The sequence below is a fragment of the Cohnella phaseoli genome (genome assembly GCF_003386235.1).
In the GTDB taxonomy this organism is placed as follows: Bacteria; Bacillota; Bacilli; order Paenibacillales; family Paenibacillaceae; genus Cohnella; species Cohnella phaseoli.
In genome coordinates this window covers 87,793-105,916 of record NZ_QRDZ01000007.1, presented here as the reverse complement: position 1 = coordinate 105,916, position 18,124 = coordinate 87,793, and the positions used below count along the sequence as shown (strand labels likewise).

At 50.8% G+C, this 18,124-nt stretch carries 15 protein-coding genes; all 15 read left to right on the top strand.

The features are described 5' to 3' along the window. On the top strand, positions 1–1,464 hold the full coding sequence (locus tag DFP98_RS10850) for a CDP-glycerol glycerophosphotransferase family protein (protein WP_116060608.1): 1,464 nt from the start codon (positions 1–3) through the stop codon (positions 1,462–1,464). Beyond that, positions 1,461–2,606 (top strand): LbetaH domain-containing protein, encoded by a 1,146-nt coding sequence (locus tag DFP98_RS10845; protein ID WP_116060607.1) that lies wholly within the window; start codon positions 1,461–1,463, stop codon positions 2,604–2,606. The genes DFP98_RS10850 and DFP98_RS10845 overlap by 4 nt, the downstream gene beginning before the upstream one ends. Positions 2,607–2,640: 34 nt before the next feature. Then, positions 2,641–3,774 (top strand): class I SAM-dependent methyltransferase, encoded by a 1,134-nt coding sequence (locus DFP98_RS10840; protein WP_181917616.1) that lies wholly within the window; start codon positions 2,641–2,643, stop codon positions 3,772–3,774. Positions 3,775–4,154: 380 nt separating this feature from the next. Next, positions 4,155–4,352: a cold shock domain-containing protein gene (locus tag DFP98_RS10835; RefSeq protein WP_116060605.1), complete on the top strand. Its 198-nt coding sequence runs from the start codon at positions 4,155–4,157 to the stop codon at positions 4,350–4,352. A gap of 197 nt (positions 4,353–4,549) precedes the next feature. Continuing rightward, positions 4,550–5,110 (top strand): ribosome hibernation-promoting factor, HPF/YfiA family, encoded by a 561-nt coding sequence (gene hpf / locus DFP98_RS10830; RefSeq protein ID WP_116060604.1) that lies wholly within the window; start codon positions 4,550–4,552, stop codon positions 5,108–5,110. A gap of 177 nt (positions 5,111–5,287) precedes the next feature. Further along, a complete protein-coding gene (gene rfbG / locus DFP98_RS10825) occupies positions 5,288–6,367 on the top strand; it encodes a CDP-glucose 4,6-dehydratase (RefSeq protein WP_116060603.1) in 1,080 nt (359 codons plus the stop codon). Continuing rightward, positions 6,364–7,932: a lipopolysaccharide biosynthesis protein RfbH gene (gene rfbH, locus DFP98_RS10820; RefSeq protein WP_246016494.1), complete on the top strand. Its 1,569-nt coding sequence runs from the start codon at positions 6,364–6,366 to the stop codon at positions 7,930–7,932. Before rfbG ends, rfbH begins: the two co-directional genes overlap by 4 nt. A gap of 225 nt (positions 7,933–8,157) precedes the next feature. Next, positions 8,158–8,397: a hypothetical protein gene (locus tag DFP98_RS10810; protein WP_116060601.1), complete on the top strand. Its 240-nt coding sequence runs from the start codon at positions 8,158–8,160 to the stop codon at positions 8,395–8,397. 147 nt (positions 8,398–8,544) lie between these two features. Next, positions 8,545–11,058, top strand: coding sequence for a preprotein translocase subunit SecA (gene secA, locus DFP98_RS10805; RefSeq protein WP_116060600.1), 2,514 nt, complete (start codon positions 8,545–8,547; stop codon positions 11,056–11,058). 87 nt (positions 11,059–11,145) lie between these two features. Next, positions 11,146–12,265, top strand: a protein-coding gene (prfB, locus tag DFP98_RS10800) for a peptide chain release factor 2 (RefSeq protein ID WP_246016493.1) whose coding sequence is annotated in 2 segments (ribosomal slippage) — positions 11,146–11,223 and positions 11,225–12,265 — 1,119 coding nt in all. Because the reading frame shifts where the segments join, the coding sequence is not laid out codon by codon here. Positions 12,266–12,604: 339 nt separating this feature from the next. Then, entirely contained in the window at positions 12,605–13,516 is a 912-nt protein-coding gene (locus tag DFP98_RS10795) for a YitT family protein (protein WP_181917615.1), read from the top strand. Positions 13,517–13,737: 221 nt separating this feature from the next. Continuing rightward, positions 13,738–14,790 (top strand): N-acetyl-gamma-glutamyl-phosphate reductase, encoded by a 1,053-nt coding sequence (argC, locus tag DFP98_RS10790; RefSeq protein WP_116060598.1) that lies wholly within the window; start codon positions 13,738–13,740, stop codon positions 14,788–14,790. A 43-nt stretch (positions 14,791–14,833) separates the two neighbouring features. Beyond that, positions 14,834–16,063 (top strand): bifunctional glutamate N-acetyltransferase/amino-acid acetyltransferase ArgJ, encoded by a 1,230-nt coding sequence (argJ, locus tag DFP98_RS10785; protein ID WP_116060597.1) that lies wholly within the window; start codon positions 14,834–14,836, stop codon positions 16,061–16,063. 13 nt (positions 16,064–16,076) lie between these two features. Next, positions 16,077–16,868: an acetylglutamate kinase gene (argB, locus tag DFP98_RS10780; RefSeq protein ID WP_116060596.1), complete on the top strand. Its 792-nt coding sequence runs from the start codon at positions 16,077–16,079 to the stop codon at positions 16,866–16,868. Between the two features lie 40 nt (positions 16,869–16,908). Beyond that, positions 16,909–18,096: an acetylornithine transaminase gene (locus tag DFP98_RS10775; RefSeq protein WP_116060595.1), complete on the top strand. Its 1,188-nt coding sequence runs from the start codon at positions 16,909–16,911 to the stop codon at positions 18,094–18,096. Positions 18,097–18,124: the final 28 nt, after the last annotated feature.

Sequence of the window (18,124 nt, the reverse complement as noted above, 5' to 3'; positions counted from 1 at the left end):
ATGCATTATCGTTTTTTTAAGATAGCAATTCAAGATTGTCAGGCAATAATAACGATGCTCGAAAAAACTGAGTTGAATGCTACTAAGAGACTTTGGATTAAAGGAATAATAATAGATCTAAGGTTCAGGATCTCCGAAGATATTCATTTGAGTAATTTGTTAAGATTGGAAATCGTAAATCACCTAGAGAAAATCCAAGGTGATCATGATGGGGCAACTTCTACTATTCTAATTAATGACATGCAGGGTTTGATACGGCTTCTCGAGCAAATAGTGGATGTAAAAATTCGCATTGATATTTTCTTTGCTAGACCTGTAACTGCAGTTTTTTTACTTCTTGTTTATCATCAATTACGTAAATATGAATCTGTTGATGTGCGAATAATTGCAATCGATTATTATCCTGCGGATATCTATCAGTCCGATGGACAGTTTGAACAATTAGTCACATTTTTGGAATCGGCCGGTGTAGAGTATATCCCATACTCAGAATATGACGTTTTTCAGGAACTTCCTGACGCAGTTTTCTATTCCTTTCACAATCACACTTATATGATGCCCTTACATTTGCAACACTCTACCCTAATTCCTATCCTCAATCGGACTATGTTTCTAGAGTATGCATTAAATCCAAACGATGTCTTGATTTATGACAGCAATTACTCTTCAACTCCATATACCTGGCTGCAATTTAGAACATCGGAATTCTCATATAACGCTATCACATGGGGAAGTCAAGATATAGTTACTGGGCACCCACTGATGGATTTGTCCCACCAGGTATTCTCGGGAGAGAAAAAAATTTCAATACCAGAAGAGTGGATCCGACTATCCGCAGGAAAGACTACTCTTTTGTGGAACGTTAATCCTGTAATTCATTCAGATAATTCAATAAATTTTGTTGGTACTAAAGAAATGATTATAAAAACTCTAAAGTTACTATCTGACATCTGTAACCGCTATCGTTCGATTTTTATAATTTTTAGACCTCATCCTTTATGCTTTTTCTCAGATCTTCAAATAAAATTCTCTGAATTGCAAGCACAGATTGTTGTAGATCAAAATCCGGATAGTTATCCTGCTTTATTTTTGGCTGATGCATTTATTGGTGAATCAAGCTCATTATATGCACAATTTTTGCCATCCCACCGACCTGGGTTAATTCTAAATACACCAAATTATTATAATGACTACTGTGATTTTATTTTTTGGACTCAAACGAATATGACCTCCAAACAGGAAGATATATTTGAATTTATTGATAACCTAACAAGTGATTATTCGTCCATGCTGCGGCCTATAACGGAAATAGATAAATATTGTCTGGGACCTATGGATGGGAAAAGTAGTCAGCGCATATCTGTATCAATAGTCAAGAAATTTTATGAGGAAGAAATCGCATTTATTCGTAAGTATCGTCCTGAAATGATTGATGGAATTACTAGAATGGAGTCATTGCCATGAGGAAAACACTACAAGAATGTATAAATCAGGGAAGGAGTCCCTTTGAAAGTCGACTTATCAAATTGGAGAATTTAGAGGAGATATTGCAGCACTCGGATGATCCAGTGATACTGTATGGTGCAGGAGGAACTTGCAGCGAGGTACTTAAGAGGTTATTTAAAAGGCGGATATTACCCTTCTGTATTACAGATAGTGATCCATTAAAATCCGGCACTTCTATTTTGCATATCCCTGTCTTGACTCCAGAAGATGCGATACAAAAAGCTGGCCCGAATGCGATTTGCATTGTCGCAATTTGGTCTGCCGCCACTTTTTATCATGAATTTATAGATCGTTTGAACTCGATAGGATATCAAAGGATCTATTTTCTCGATATAGATTTCCGGCCTAGGTTGTTGCCTCAAGAGTGGGTTGAGGATGTTCGTCAGAATGAGACTATGCTTCTACATATAATGGACAAGTTATCTGATGACAAATCCAAGAAACGATTCGAGGGCTTTATCTATTCAAATCTGACAAGCAAATTGAATCACTGTGGTGTTTTAGGATCTTATAAATCTCTTGATGGCGATATTCTTCATAATGATCTTATTTCGGTGGGAAATCAAGATGTATTGGTGCACTGCCGAAATGGCTTTAAGGATGACAACGAAAAGTATCTGTGCACGATTGCAAAAATGAAGGAAGCCTATCTTTTTGAGCCTACTTGGGCAGGGCGGACCAAGACAAAAGAATATTTACATCAGAATAATTCAGACCAAGTTATGGTTTTTCCTTACCTTCTTGGAGATCAGGAGGTGGAAACCGATTATGTGGAGAAGATTTTTTTTTCCAGGTTCATTGATCAGGAGGAATATCGGACTGCCAGTGCTCACTCTATTCGATTGGATATGCTTGCAGAAGAGATACATCCAACCATGCTCCATTTGGATATGAGTGGAAAACATATTGAAGCATTACATGGTGCTCAAAAAATGATAACAGAGAATAAGCCACTGATTATCCTTTCGGGATTCCTTTTTGTCAGTGAAGTGATTAACATTATACAGGCATTTCCGCAGTATAGTTTCTCCATGCGCTATTTTGGTGGTATAACAATGCGTGAAGGTTACACACTGATCATAAATGCGAATGAAGGATAGGATAGAAAGCCACTTGTGTGAAGGTTGTGAGGCAATGGATAAATCAGTAGAACAGAAAATGATCGTTTTCGGGACTGGGGAATACGCATTAAGACTAAGCGATTCTATACCTGGATTGGTCATCTCATATTATGTTGACAATGATAGGACCAAATGGGGCACGGAGTTTAACGGAAAACTGATTAAGAAACCAAGTGAGCTGTTATTGGAGAAAGCAGATGAATTATTAATTATTATCGCCGCTTCCCATTATTTAGATATTTCATCGCAATTAAAGCAAATGGGTTTTCAAGAAAGTTTGCATTATATTTCAATTAAAGATTTGAATCGGTTTGGTTACTTTCGTTTGTATGAAGATGGTCATTATTATTCTCCATATCCTTTAATTGAGGATATTAAGGAACGGGAAAGTGAACTTTTTGATCGATCGGAGAAAGTATTACAGGGAATCGATCTTAATACAAATGAACAAATATCTTTGCTACATTCCATTGGGAATTACTTCGATGAGTTTCCATATCTACATGAATTGTCATCTAATAATTTGAGATACAGTCCTAATAACTTATATCTAGGATTAAATGATGCGATATGCTTGTATGGGGTAATAAGGTTGTATTCACCTAAAAGAATTATAGAGGTAGGGTCCGGTTATTCATCTGCTGTGATGTTAGATACGAATTCTAATTTTTATAATAATAATATTAAGTGTACATTTATTGAACCTTACCCGGATCGACTGCTCTCCTTATTGCATACTGAGTCTGATCACAAAGGCATTATCTCCAAAAGAGTGCAAGATGTAGACTTAAAGATATTTGATGAGCTAGAGGCAGGAGATATTCTGTTTATCGATAGTTCCCATGTGTCAAAAATCGGAAGCGACGTTAACAAACTTATTTTTGAAATTTTACCACGATTAAACAAGGGGGTTATTATTCATTTTCATGATATCTTCTATCCATTTGAGCCTTTATCCGATTGGGTATATGAAGGAAGGGCGTGGAATGAAACCCATATTCTGCGTGCATTCTTACAGTACAACGAGTCGTTTAAAATCAAACTATGGAATCATTATTTGAGCTTGCATCATTTCGATGAGTATCGCAAGTTATTGCCTCAAGAGATAGAGCCTGGGGGAGGAAGTATTTGGATGGAAAAGTGTTGAAGTATAATAAAATCTTGAAGCTAATTGCGATATCCTAGTGAAATCCAAGGCGAGACTATTTAGGTGTAAAATCGCCGAAACGTAAAGGCTTTATTACCGGTTATATCGAATTACCAAGGGATTATACCCAGATATTGAATTACTCTTGACTGAAAAGCTGAATGAACTTCGGAATTCAGGACCATAACATGTATTGGCAGTCAAAATATACGTGAATAAGGCCATGTCAGGATAATTGAGGAAATTCGTCTCCGGATAGGATGACACCGCTTACAAAAAACAATTGACACCAATCTTTACCTAATGTTATATTCGAATTGTGGGCTGGGTACTGGTGCCTATGTCTAACGTCATTTGAATATGAAGGGAATGTTTAACACATGCAAGGTAAAGTAAAATGGTTCAACGCAGAAAAAGGTTACGGTTTCATTGAAACAGAGCAAGGTGGCGACGTGTTCGTTCACTTCTCGGCTATTCAAATGGACGGTTACAAAGCTCTTGAAGAAGGCCAAGAGGTCGAATTCGACATCGTGCAAGGCGCACGCGGTCCTCAAGCAGCTAACGTTACCAAATCGTAATCATACCGGCGCGATCGCCGAACTCACATACAAGCAACGTAGCGCTTCCCTGGAGCAATCCAGGGTTTTTCTTTTTCTAAAAGGCATTTGCAGTTAATAGGCCAAGTTTTCAAAAAATTCAAAATTATTAACGGAATGTTTTGAAACGCCCATCGCGGATGTGATATTATAGAGGTAAGCAAAGGAGGAGTTGCCCCATGAAATACAACATTCGAGGTCAGCGTATGGAAGTCACAGATGCATTAAGAGAGTACGTCGAGAAAAAGCTGAGTCGTCTGGATAAGTATTTTGAAACACCTCCACAATCCGATGTTAACGTAACCCTAAGCGTTACGAAAGGCCATCAGGCCGTCGAGGTTACGATTCCCCTTCCGGGAGCAATGCTTCGCGCCGAAGAGAAGCGGGACGATATGTACGCTGCGATCGATTTCGTAGTGGACAAACTGGAAAGACAAATTCGCAAGCATAAGACGAAGATCAACCGCAAATTTCGCGAACCGGGCTCGGCGAGAGCTTTGTTCATAGAAGATTTCGGCGTCGGGAACAGCGTAACGACATTGGCCCGCGACGAGGACGAAGATATGGAACTCGTCAGAACGAAGCGGTTTAATTTGAAGCCGATGGATGTCGAAGAAGCGATACTGCAGATGAATCTTGTCGGCCACAACTTCTACGTGTTCGCGAACACCGAGACGAAAGAAGTGAACGTAGTTTACCGTCGGAACGACGGCAGGTACGGATTGATTGAAGCGCAATAATCCATAACTAAAACAATTCAGCCTCAGCGATCTCGCTGGGGCTTTTCATTTTGTCTCCATCAGCTCGCCGCCCCGCCCCGCCCCGAAGTACAATCCTCCCAACCCCCTTTTCCATATGATGAAGAACGGAACGCATACCTGCCAACCTGGCAGCTATGCAAGCAAGGAGGTTCTGCAATGGAGGTTTTTTGGCGTGGCCGAAAAGTGCTGATAACCGGGCATACGGGCTTTGTGGGAAGTTGGCTAGCTTTAACGCTGATTCGGCAAGGCGCAGTGGTGTACGGTTATGCGTTAAGGCCGGATACGGAGCCAAGCTTATATAGCCTGGGTGGGATTGATCAGTTACTCACCGACAACTACGGAGACGTTCGAAATTTGGACGATCTGAAGAAAACTATGTTCCAAGCCGATCCGGAGGTTGTTTTCCATCTTGCCGCCCAGCCTCTCGTTCGCCGTTCATACGCCGATCCAGTCTCTACCTTCGCAACGAATGTAATGGGTACGGTTAATTTGCTCGAGTCCGTTCGGCGCTGCCCTTCGGTTCGGGCAGTTGTCGTTGCGACGACAGATAAGGTATACGAGAACCGGGAGTGGATATGGGGATACCGGGAAAATGAACGCCTTGGAGGCAAGGATCCGTATTCGGCTTCGAAGGCGTGCGCGGAACTGGCGACTCATGCGTATTCGGAGTCGTTTTTTCCGGCGGGGCGTTACAAGGAACATGGAGTAGCCGTCGCTACCGCGAGGGCCGGCAATATTATCGGCGGGGGCGACTGGTCTGAAGATCGTCTCGTTCCGGATTGTCTGCAAGCTCTACAGCAAGGAAGCGAAATGACTCTGCGGCACCCGCATGCGACGCGGCCTTGGCAGCATGTGTTGGCGCCTGTAGAAGGGTATATGCGATTGGCGGAGTGTTTATACAAAGAGGGACCTGCGTACGGAGGGGCTTGGAACTTTGGGCCGGATGACCGCGATGTGCAGACGGTCGGCCATGTTGCGGAGCGGCTTCGGCAATTGTGGGGAGCGGGCGAGGGGCTTTTAACGTTTGATATGGGGAAACCGGGTTGGCCGGAGGCTCAAGCCTTGAAGCTCGACAGCTCCAAAGCTGCCATTCGACTTGGCTGGCGTCCGCGTTGGGATCTGCACACGGCACTCCTCAAAACGGTAGAGTGGCACAAAGCCTATTTGCAAGGAGCAAACGTCGCTGAGCTATGCCTTCGCCAGATTGCCGAGTATGAGGAGGGGGAGGCGAGATGACGATTACACTGGGCTCGATTTGGCAAGTTCAATGGAAAGGGGAGCTGCGGGCGGCGATTGCTGTAACCGATAGCGACGACAGCGGTGAAGCACAGTTTATAATGCTGAAGCCTGAGGCGAACCCAAGTTGTGCAACTGAAACGGACATTGTTGCGGACAAAACCTACACGCTCCCCGAAGATCAGGTCGAGGGCTTCCTGGCCCAGGCGGAGAGCCGACTTCTCGAAGCAGTCCTCAGAAAACGAGTTCTGCTGGAGACGGTTCGCCACTATCGGGTGAAACACTCCCCGAAGAAGGTTTTTTCTCCTGGTCAAGCAATCTCCTATGGAGGGCGCTTCTTTGACGAACGCGAGGTGCTTAATCTAATCGATTCGTCGCTTGATTTCTGGTTGACCGGCGGCCGGTATGTAGAGCGCTTTGAAAAAGGGCTCGCCGACTATCTCGGAGTACGGTATGCGCTTGTGACGAACTCCGGTTCCTCCGCCAATTTGCTGGCTTTTATGGCGCTAACCTCTCCGATGCTGAAGGATCGAAGAATTCGGAAAGGCGATGAGGTCATTACGGTTGCGGCTTCTTTTCCGACGACGGTGAACCCGATCGTGCAGTTTGGCGCTGTGCCCGTATTCGTCGATATCGACCCGGAAACCTACAATATCGACACTGCCCATCTGGAAACGGCGCTAAGCGCCCGAACGAAAGCGATTATGATCGCGCATACGCTGGGCAATCCGTTCGACTTGCAGCGTGTTCGTGCGTTTTGTGACAAGCATGGGCTGTGGCTGATTGAGGATAACTGCGATGCTCTGGGTTCAAAATATTTTTACGAAGGGCAATGGCGGTTGACGGGAACGGTCGGCCATATCGGCACGTCCAGCTTTTATCCCCCTCATCACATCACGATGGGAGAGGGCGGAGCTGTGTACACAAACGATCCCCGGTTGAAAAGAGCCATCGAATCGTTCCGTGACTGGGGACGGGATTGTTGGTGCGCTTCCGGTAAGGACAATACGTGCAAGCGGCGGTTTTCTCAGCAATTCGGCGAGCTCCCGGCAGGCTACGATCACAAGTACGTGTACACGCATTTCGGTTACAATCTCAAGATTACCGATATGCAGGCTGCCATCGGGTGCGCGCAATTGGAGAAGCTTCCGACCATTGTCGCTGCCAGACAAAGCAACTGGAGGATGCTGCACGAAGGCCTGCTCCCGTTGGCTAATCTGTTCCGTCTCCCGAAAGCGACAGAAAACTCCGATCCAAGCTGGTTCGGTTTTCTACTGACTGTAAGGGATAACGCGCCCTTCACCAGAGAGGAGATCGTTCGACACTTAGAAAGCAGGGGCATACAAACGCGCATGCTGTTCGCGGGAAATCTGTTGCGACAGCCCTTGTATGACGAGATGCGGGCCTCTGGGCAAGGGTATCGTGTCATTAGGGATTTGACCCATACGGACGAGGTCATGAATCGTTCTTTCTGGTTGGGGGTGTATCCGGGCTTGGGCACGGAGGAGATTCGGTATATGGTAGAGGAGATTAAGCGATTTGCGGCATCGAAGGGAAGCGTTTGATGTCTGAGCCAGCACATGATATAATCCAAATAAATAAACATTCGGACGCGAAGCACGCGCCGTTCAACTTCTTTCTATGGAGTTGGGCGGCGTTTTGTTTTTACGATGCGTATGTCCCTCATGGCGTTATTATCGGTACTGCACTCCCTGACAAGGTGAGGTATAATAAAGGGACAAGTTGCATGAGTTCGGATAAAAGTTCCATGAATGGGGAGGGGAAACGAAATGGATGAAACAAAGGAGATTCTGCTTGCTATTAAGCACAGCGTAGAAGTGATGGATGCCAAGATTACCAGGATGGAACGCGATGTTGCCGAACTGAAGACAACCACAGCCACACTAATATCGGATTCGGACGAACTAAAGAACGGCCAATTGAGGCAAATGCGTCTCCTCGAAACGTTATGTCTTCGTTCATTAGAGCAAGAAAACATCGTGCGAGACCTCCAGCTTAACAAGCCCTAATCCAATCCATCTTCACGCTGCCCGCGCGGGCAGCATTTTTTTATATCTAATGACTTCCGTTTCCAGCTGTCCTTTCTTGCTCCAATACCCCCAAACTGTTAAAATGTAAAGATATAGTTAGCCCGAGAGAGAGGGGTACATTCGATTATGATGGGACTTGTCAAAAAAATATTCGGAGATGCCAATGAACGTGAGGTGAAACGGCTTCTCAAAACCGTCGAGCGAATTAATGGACTTGAATCCTCCATTTCCTCGCTGAGCGACGATCAGCTTCGCGCGAAGACGGACGAGTTCCGTGGACGCATTGCCAAAGGCGAGTCCTTGGACGACATTCTTCCCGAAGCGTTCGCAGTCGTGAGGGAAGCGTCCAAACGCGTGCTTAACATGCGTCATTTCGACGTACAGCTCATCGGGGGCATGGTGCTTCACCAAGGCAAAATCGCGGAGATGAGAACCGGCGAAGGCAAGACGCTTGTCGGTACGCTCTCGGTTTATTTGAACGCGCTGCAGGGCGAAGGCGTTCATGTAATTACGGTCAACGACTATCTGGCCCAGCGCGACAGCGCTCAGATGGGACAGATCTATACATTCCTTGGCATGACGGTGGGTTGTAACCTTCATGGGCTTTCGCATGAGGAAAAACAGGAAGCTTATGCGTGCGATATCACTTACGGCACGAACAATGAGTTCGGCTTTGACTACTTGCGCGACAACATGGTTCTGTACAAGGAGCAGATGGTTCAGCGTCCGCTTCACTATTCCATCATCGACGAAGTCGACTCCATTCTCATCGACGAAGCGCGTACGCCGCTTATTATTTCCGGACAAGCGCAGAAGTCGACCGAGTTGTACTATGCGGCAGACCGGCTGGTCAGCAAGCTGACGGACACCGAAGACTTCACGGTCGATATTAAATTGCGCACGATTGCTCTTACCGAGACTGGCGTAACGAAGGTCGAGAAGGCCTTCAACATCGACAACCTGTTCTCGCACGAGCACGTGACGTTGAATCACCACGTCAATCAAGCGCTGCGCGCACGTTATATTATGAAGCGCGACGTCGATTACGTCGTTCAGGAAGACGAAGTCGTTATCGTCGACGAGTTCACCGGACGTCTGATGGCCGGCCGCCGCTACAGCGAAGGTCTGCACCAAGCGATCGAAGCGAAGGAGCAGCTCACGGTACAGAACGAGAGCATGACGCTCGCGACGATTACGTTCCAGAACTACTTCCGGATGTATCGCAAGCTGGCCGGCATGACCGGTACGGCTAAGACGGAGGAAGAGGAGTTCAAGCGCATTTACGGCCTTGAAGTCGTTCAAGTGCCTACGAACCGTCCAATGATCCGCAACGATATACCGGACGTCGTGTACAAGTCCGAGAACGGCAAGTACAAGTCGGTCGTCGAAGAGATCGTCAAACGTCACGCGACAGGTCAGCCAGTACTTGTTGGCACCGTCTCGATCGAGAACTCCGAGCGCATCTCGGAGCTGCTCAAGAAGAAGGGCATAACCCACCAAGTGCTTAACGCCAAGTATCACGCAGAGGAAGCGGCGATCATCTCCAACGCGGGACAGTACGGCGGAGTCACGATCGCGACGAACATGGCCGGCCGTGGTACGGATATCCTGCTGGGCGAAGGCGTTGCCGAGAAGGGCGGCCTGCACATTATCGGTACGGAGCGCCACGAGTCTCGCCGGATCGATAACCAGCTGCGCGGCCGCGCAGGACGTCAAGGCGACCCGGGCTCCTCGCAATTCTATCTGTCGATGCAGGACGAATTGATGAGACGGTTCGGCGCCGACAACATTATGGGGATGATGGAACGCCTCGGCTTTGACGAGGAATCCCCGATCGAGAGCAAGCTGATCTCGCGTGCGATTGAATCGGCTCAGAAGCGGGTTGAGGGCAGCAACTTCGACACACGCCGAATCGTCCTGCAGTACGATGACGTAATCAACCTGCAGCGGGAGAAAATTTACGGAGACCGTCGCGCGATTCTTAATGCGGAGAACATCCGCGATATCGTCTCCGGCATGATTCGTTCCGTTATCGCGAAATCGGTCGAGAATCATTGTCCCGACAGCGACGTCCCGGAAGATTGGGATATGGACGGTTTGGTCGCTTACGCGCATTCCCATTACCTGCCGGAAGATCGCCTGACGAAGGACGATCTGTGGGGCAAGGAAAAGGACGAGATGATCGAACTGATCGTCGGTCTGGTCGACAAGCTCTACGACGAGCGTGAAGAGTCGATCGGCGTCGAGACGATGCGCGAGTTCGAGAAGGTCGTCGTTCTTCGCGCCGTAGACAGCAAATGGATGGATCATATCGATTCCATGGACCATCTGCGCCAAGGCATTCATCTGCGCGCTTACGGCGGCAACGATCCGCTCAGAGAATATCAGTTCGAAGGTCATAACATGTTCCTCGCCATGGTCGAACGGATCGAGGAAGAAGTTACGCTGTATATTACGAAGGCGCAAGTTCAGGCCGCACCGAAGCGCGAAGCGGTTGCCGAGGGCCAAGCCGTGGACACGAAAGCGGAAGAGGGACCGAAGAAGCCGAAAACTCGCAGCGCCAGCGTCGTCGGTCGCAACGATCCGTGCCCATGCGGCAGCGGAAAGAAATACAAAATGTGCCACGGTCGCATAGAATAGAGAGCTGCCCGATGCTGCCGTCCTGCGCCTAGAAGGCGGGGTGGCAGCGTCGCGCAGGGCCTAAGATTTCAACGAGGTGATGCAACGATGTTCGAGTTAGACCCATCTGTTAAGCAAGACCTTCGCGCCAACGCGAAGCGATTACAGCAACTTAGGGGGTCTCTTTGACTTAGATCTGAAGAAGGAACAGATCGAGAACTATGAAGTCAAAATGAGCGATCCGAATTTCTGGGACGACAACGAGAAGGCGCAAGCTCTGATCGGCGAGATGAACGCGATCAAATCAGTCGTCGACCAATATGAGAGCTTGGCCGCGGAGTGCCGAGATCTCGAAGACATGCTCGAGATTCTCGAAGAGGAAGCGGACGAGGCGCTTGGCGAAGAGTGGAGCGAGAGCGTCGGGAAGCTTTCCGCTAAAGTCGATGCCTTCGAGCTGACGCTGCTGCTGAACCAGCCTTACGACAAGCTGGACGCGATTCTCGAGTTGCACCCTGGCGCGGGCGGTACGGAGTCGCAGGATTGGGCGCAAATGCTGTACCGAATGTATACGAGATGGGCGGAGAAACGCGGCTTTAAGGTCGAGCTGCTCGACTATCTTCCTGGCGATGAAGCAGGGATCAAGAGCGTTACGATTCAGATTCGCGGTCACAATGCCTACGGCTACCTGAAAGCGGAGAAGGGCGTGCACCGGCTCGTCCGGATTTCTCCGTTTGACGCTTCGGGAAGGCGGCATACGTCCTTCGTTTCCTGCGATGTCGTACCGGAAATCAACGATGAGATCGAAGTCGAGATCCGCCCCGACGATTTGCGGGTCGATACGTTCCGTTCCAGCGGCGCGGGCGGCCAGCACATCAATAAGACGGATTCCGCGATCCGGATTACCCACTTGCCGACGGGAATCGTCGTAGCCTGCCAGACGCAGCGCTCCCAGATTCAGAACCGCGAGAAGGCGATGCAGATGCTGCGCTCCAAGCTTTACGAGCTGAAAATTCAGGAGCAGCAGCGCGAGCTGGCCGAGGTTCGTGGCGAACAGATGGAGATCGCCTGGGGCAGCCAGATTCGCTCCTACGTTTTCCATCCGTACAGCATGGTTAAAGATCATCGCACACAGGTGGAGACCGGCAATGTCGGCGCAGTCATGGACGGCGAGCTCGATTCCTTCATCGACGGCTACCTTCGCAGCCAGATCAAGCAGGAAGCGCAATAATCGAGGCGCAGCATCCGACTAAGGGGCTGTCCCATAAGTAGGGTCGTACTAGGGCGTGTCTGAATACTCCGAGGGTTTTCAGACACGCCCTAGATGATCGATTAAGAAAAAAGTGCATGTATCTTCTGGAGACTGCCGTATAGCAGCGGAAGCAGATACATGCACGACAACATTCTCTATCGATCATTCTTTCGTACGACTTTTTTACTTATGAGACAGCCCCTTTCCCATGTCGTTTAGCGGCTCGGCAAAACCGATGCAGAGAATGTGAGGAAAGTAGCGGTAATCCGTTAATTCCTTGTACATAATGAAGGTAAATCGTAAAAGAGAGGCAGAGCCATGAGTACAATCGACGAACGGAAACATATCGTCCCCGCTCTTCCGAACAAGAGGAGAGCCCCTCGCTTCTCCCAAAACACCCGTACAGTATTCAGCTACGTCGCCATGCTGGCCGGAGCTTTCTTCATCGCAGCCAGCTTTAATCTATTCCTGCTGCCCAACCGAATCGCTTCGGGAGGCGTATCGGGAATTTCCATCATTCTGAATACACTAACGCACATTCCGGCCGCCTATACGCAGTGGGCGCTGAATATTCCGCTGTTTATCGCAGGCGTGCTTGTGCTTGGCAAACAATTCGGCGTAAAGACGGCGGTTGGCTCTATCGTGCTGCCTCTATTCGTGCTTCTTACCTCCCATTGGACTCCGCCTACGAGCGATCCGCTCCTGTCCGCCATTTATGGAGGGCTCGGCGTGGGGATCGGCCTGGGCCTCGTTTTTCGCGGAAGGGGCTCTACCGGAGGGCTGGATGTTGCGGCACAAATTCTTCACAGAGTGCTGGGCATTCGTCTCGGCCTCGCGGTCGCGATGCTGGATGGTCTCGTTATTTTATCCGCAGGATTATTCATCTCTCTGGAGAACGCGCTATATGCGCTTATCGCTCTGTTCACGACAAGTAAAACAATCGACGTCATCCAAACCGGTCTGCAAACCTCGAAGGCCGCCTACATTATCTCCCGCGATCCGGAACGGGTATCTGCGGCGATTTTGCACGAGCTGGATCGGGGGCTGACGCGTTTGCAAGGCACAGGAGGGTTTACGGGCGACGATCGTCCGGTGCTGCTGACCGTCGTCGGGCAGAACGAAGTGTTAAAGCTTAAATTGCTTGTTCGAGATGCCGATCCCGATGCTTTCGTCATTATTACAAATGCGGCAGAAGTGTTGGGCGAGGGGTTTAGGGACGAGCGAATATAACCATTGCATAAATAATACATCGAATGTATAATAATACACAACCGAACCGGACGAAAAATGGCGGAAGCCGCTCAAGAGTACATCTTTCATTCCCTAGCGTAATCCGTTACAATTGAGAATGTTTGGGCAAACCGCAACTCTATTCGCAACCGAAAGTCCTGACAACGGCGCAAGCCGTTTCTTGGCGATTCATCCTTTTCTAAACTATGGAGGATACTATTATGAATGCTAAGCAAATCCGCGCGGCCATTGTCGGGTCCACCGGCTATGGCGGCGTCGAACTTATTCGTTTATTGGAGTCTCACCCTTATGTGACGGTTACGTCCGTCATCTCTTCATCCAGTGCAGGCGCTCCGATCGCTGACGGTTATCCGCACTTGACGGAGATCCGCACCGATCTGCTCGACGATGTCGACGTGGGTTTAATTCGCGACAAGGCGGATGTCGTCTTCTTGGCTACACCGCATGGCGTCAGCATGAAGCTGGCTTCTCAGTTTCTGGAAGCGGGGCTGAAGGTGATCGACCTTTCCGGAGATTTCCGGTTGAAGTCGGGAGACGCGTACAAGCAATGGTACAAACACGAGCCGGCCGACCCGGCGCTCGTAGAGCGGGCAGTATACGGTCTGTCCGAGGTGTATGGAGAACAAGTCAAAACGACCGATTTTGTTTCCAACCCGGGCTGCTTTACGACAACGTCCTTGCTCGGTCTGTATCCGGCGGTTAAAGCCGGCTGGATCGATCCGAACAGCATTATCATCGATGCGAAATCCGGCGTTTCCGGAGCGGGACGGGGTCTCAACCTAAGCTCTCATTATTCGGAAATCAACGAAAACTTCAAAGCCTATAAACTGAATAGGCACCAACATACGCCAGAAATTGAGCAAGTACTGTCCGAGGCGGCGGGACGTCCGGTAGTAACGACCTTTACGACTCATCTCGTGCCCATGACCCGGGGCATTATGGCGACGATGTACGCTACGCTAACGGAGAAACGTTCCGATGCAGAGATCGTCGAGCTGTACCGTCAATTTTACGAAGGTCGCAAGTTTGTCCGCGTTCGTCCTGCCGGTCATTGGCCGGCGACGAAGGAAGTGTACGGCACGAACTATTGCGACATCGGCTTCTCCGTGGACGAGAGGACGGGACGACTGACGATCATTTCCGTCACGGACAATCTGGTGAAGGGCGCGGCCGGCCAAGCGATTCAAAACTTAAACCTGCTGATGGGCTGGGACGAGACGCTCGGGCTTCAGTTCACTCCGGTTTATCCATAATAAAGCGGCTCAATTTTACGGATGAGAGGAACGACCGAATATCATGGGAAAACAAAGCTACGCGATCGTTGAAGACGGAGGCGTTACGACGCCAAAAGGGTTTAAGGCCGGAGGGCTGCACTGCGGCTTGAAAAAAACCGATCGCCACGACCTGGGAGTCATCGTATGCGAGGTTCCGGCTTCGGCCGCCGCAGTGTATACAACTAACTTATTCCAAGCGGCTCCGCTGTTGGTGACGCGGGAAGCGTTGGGACGAAGCGGCGTGCTGCGCGCGGTTGTCGTGAACAGCGGCAACGCCAATGCATGCACGGGAGCGCAAGGGGAAGCGGATGCGCGCGCGATGCAGGCGAATACGGCGGAAGCATTGGGCGTCAGCAAGGACGAGGTGGCTGTAGCGTCCACGGGTGTCATCGGAGAGCTGTTGAAGATGGATCGCGTTAACGCGGGCATCGAGAAGCTGCCGGGACGGCTGCGAGGTGACAATCAAGGCTCCGACGACTTTTGCCAGGCGATTCTGACGACTGACCTTGTCAAAAAGGTAAGCTGCGTCGAGCTGACGATTGACGGCAAGCAAGTGACGATTGCAGGAGCGGCCAAAGGCTCGGGAATGATCCATCCGAACATGGCGACAATGCTCGGCTTCGTAACGACGGACGCCAAGATCGGCTCCTCTCTGCTGCAAGAGCTGCTGCGCGAAGTGACGAACGTGAGCTTTAACATGATTACGGTGGACGGCGATACGAGCACGAACGATATGCTCGTGGCGATGGCCAGCGGTTTGGCGGACAACAGCGAGCTGACCCGCAGCCATCCGGACTTGGCGGCGTTCGTCGACGGTTTGCGCCATGTGTGCGCCGAGCTGGCGAAAGCGATCGCCCGCGACGGAGAAGGCGCGACGAAGCTGATCGAGACGACGGTTGTCGGCGCGGACAGCGACGATGCGGCGCAGGCGATTGCCAAGACGATCATCGGCTCCAGCCTTGTGAAGTCGGCCGTTTTCGGTGCGGACGCCAACTGGGGACGCATCATTGCCGCTGTCGGTCGCGCCGGAGTGCCGGTTAACGTGGCCACGGTTGACATTCGTCTGGGCGACATTGTCGTGCTGGAGCAGTCCCGTCCGGTTCCTTTTGACGAAGAAATTGCATTGGCATATTTGAAGGGCGATACCGTCGGCATTCATGTTGATCTTAATATGGGAAGCGGCAAAGCGACGGCATGGGGCTGCGATCTGACGTACGATTACGTGCGCATCAACGCCGCTTATCGGACGTAAGGAGAACGGGCGCATGAGTAAACAACGATTTGTAATGAAGTGTGGGGGGAGCACTTTAGCGGCGCTTCCCGACGTATTTTTCGAAGATTTGCGCAGTTTGCAGGAGCGCGGCGTCGAGCCGGTTATCGTGCACGGGGGCGGTCCGGCTATCAACGAGACGCTCGGCAAGCTGGGGATCGAGAGCCGGTTCGTCAACGGGCTGCGCGTAACCGACGAAGCCACGCTTGACGTCGTCGAGATGGTGCTGGCGGGCCGCATCAACAAAGAGATCGTGCGCAAGCTGCAGCAGAACGGCGCGAAGTCGCTGGGCCTGTCCGGTACGGACGGCAAGCTGATTGTGGCGAAACCGGTCGCGAACGCGGACGAGATCGGCCATGTGGGCGACGTCGTCGGTGTGAATGCGGAGCTGGTCGAAGGCGTCATCGGGCTTGGCTACTTGCCTGTTATTGCGCCGATCGGCATCGACGAGTCGGGGCAGCGCTACAACATCAACGCGGATACGGCGGCGGGCGCGGTTGCCTCTTCGCTCGGCGTTGAGACGATGATCGTCGTCACCGATGTGCCGGGCATTATGCGCACCGTGAACGGTGAGAAGCAGGTGCTTCCGGTCGTGACGTTTGCGGACATCGAGGAGATGATCGCCAGCGGCGAAATCTACGGCGGCATGATTCCGAAGGTTCGAGCGGCAATGAGCTGTCTGCACGGCGACGTCAAGGAAGTGCGGATCGTGGACGGCGCGGCGGAGCGGGTTCTCAGCAGGGCTCTGACGGAGGGCGACATCGGCACTCGGATCGTAAGAGCATAAAGGGCGTAAGGCCACACGGTGGAAAAAGGAGCGATTGGGTATGAGTGACAGCGCGTTATTTTCGACATATGCGAGATATCCCATTACTTTGGTGAAAGGGAAGGGCAGCCGCGTATGGGACGATCAAGGGAAAGAGTACCTTGATTTCATGAGCGGGCTTGCGGTAGCGAATCTCGGTCACGTACCGGATGCCGTCAAGGCTGCGCTGGTGAGCCAGCTTGACGAGCTGTGGCATGTCTCCAACCTGTTCCATATCCCTGGACAGGAGAAGGCGGCCAGACTGCTGGTCGACAACAGCTGCGCCGATGCGGTGTTCTTCTGCAACAGCGGCGCGGAAGCGAACGAAGCGGCCATCAAGCTGGCCCGTCGTTACCATCAGAAGCTCAAGGGCAACGAACGCTACGAGATTATTACTTTTACACAATCGTTCCACGGACGCACGCTCGCTACGCTGACCGCGACAGGCCAAGACAAGGTGAAGGAAGGCTTCCTGCCTCTTCCGCAAGGCTTCGTGCATGTGCCTCTTCACGATCTGCCGGCACTCGAAGCGGCGATTACCGACAAGACGGCGGCGATCATGCTGGAGCTGGTTCAAGCCGAGGGCGGCGTTATCCCCGTCGATCAGGACTTCCTGCGGGCGGTTCGCGCGCTATGCGATCGTCACGGTCTGCTGCTGATCGTGGACGAAGTCCAGACGGGCATGGGACGGACCGGCAAGCTGTTCGCTTACGAGCACTATGACGTCGAGCCGGACATCTTCACGCTGGCTAAAGGCATCGGCAGCGGCTTCCCGGTTGGCGCTATGCTGGCCAAAGAGCATGTGAAGCCGGCGTTCGTGCCAGGCGCGCATGCGACGACTTTCGGCGGCACGCCGATTGCGATGGCTGTTGTTGCGGCTACGATCGAGACGATGCTGAAGGAAAATGTCGCCGAGAAGGCGGCAGCGGCTTCCGAATATTTGATCGCCCAACTGCAAGAGAAGCTGGCGGGCTTGCCGAACGTCGATCAGGTGCGCGGCAAAGGTTTGCTGATCGGCATTCTGTGCAACGCTCCTGCGGGAGACGCGATCGCCGAATTGCATAAGCGCGGTTTGCTCGTTGTACCGGCGGGACCGAACGTCATTCGGCTGCTGCCGAATCTGCTAGTCACGAACGAAGAGATCGATACGGCGGTCGGCCTGATTGCAGCGGTTCTGACCGAGCAAGCTGCGGCGAAAGCGGCTCAATAACAGAAGTTGCGGCGGAGCCCGCAGCTTT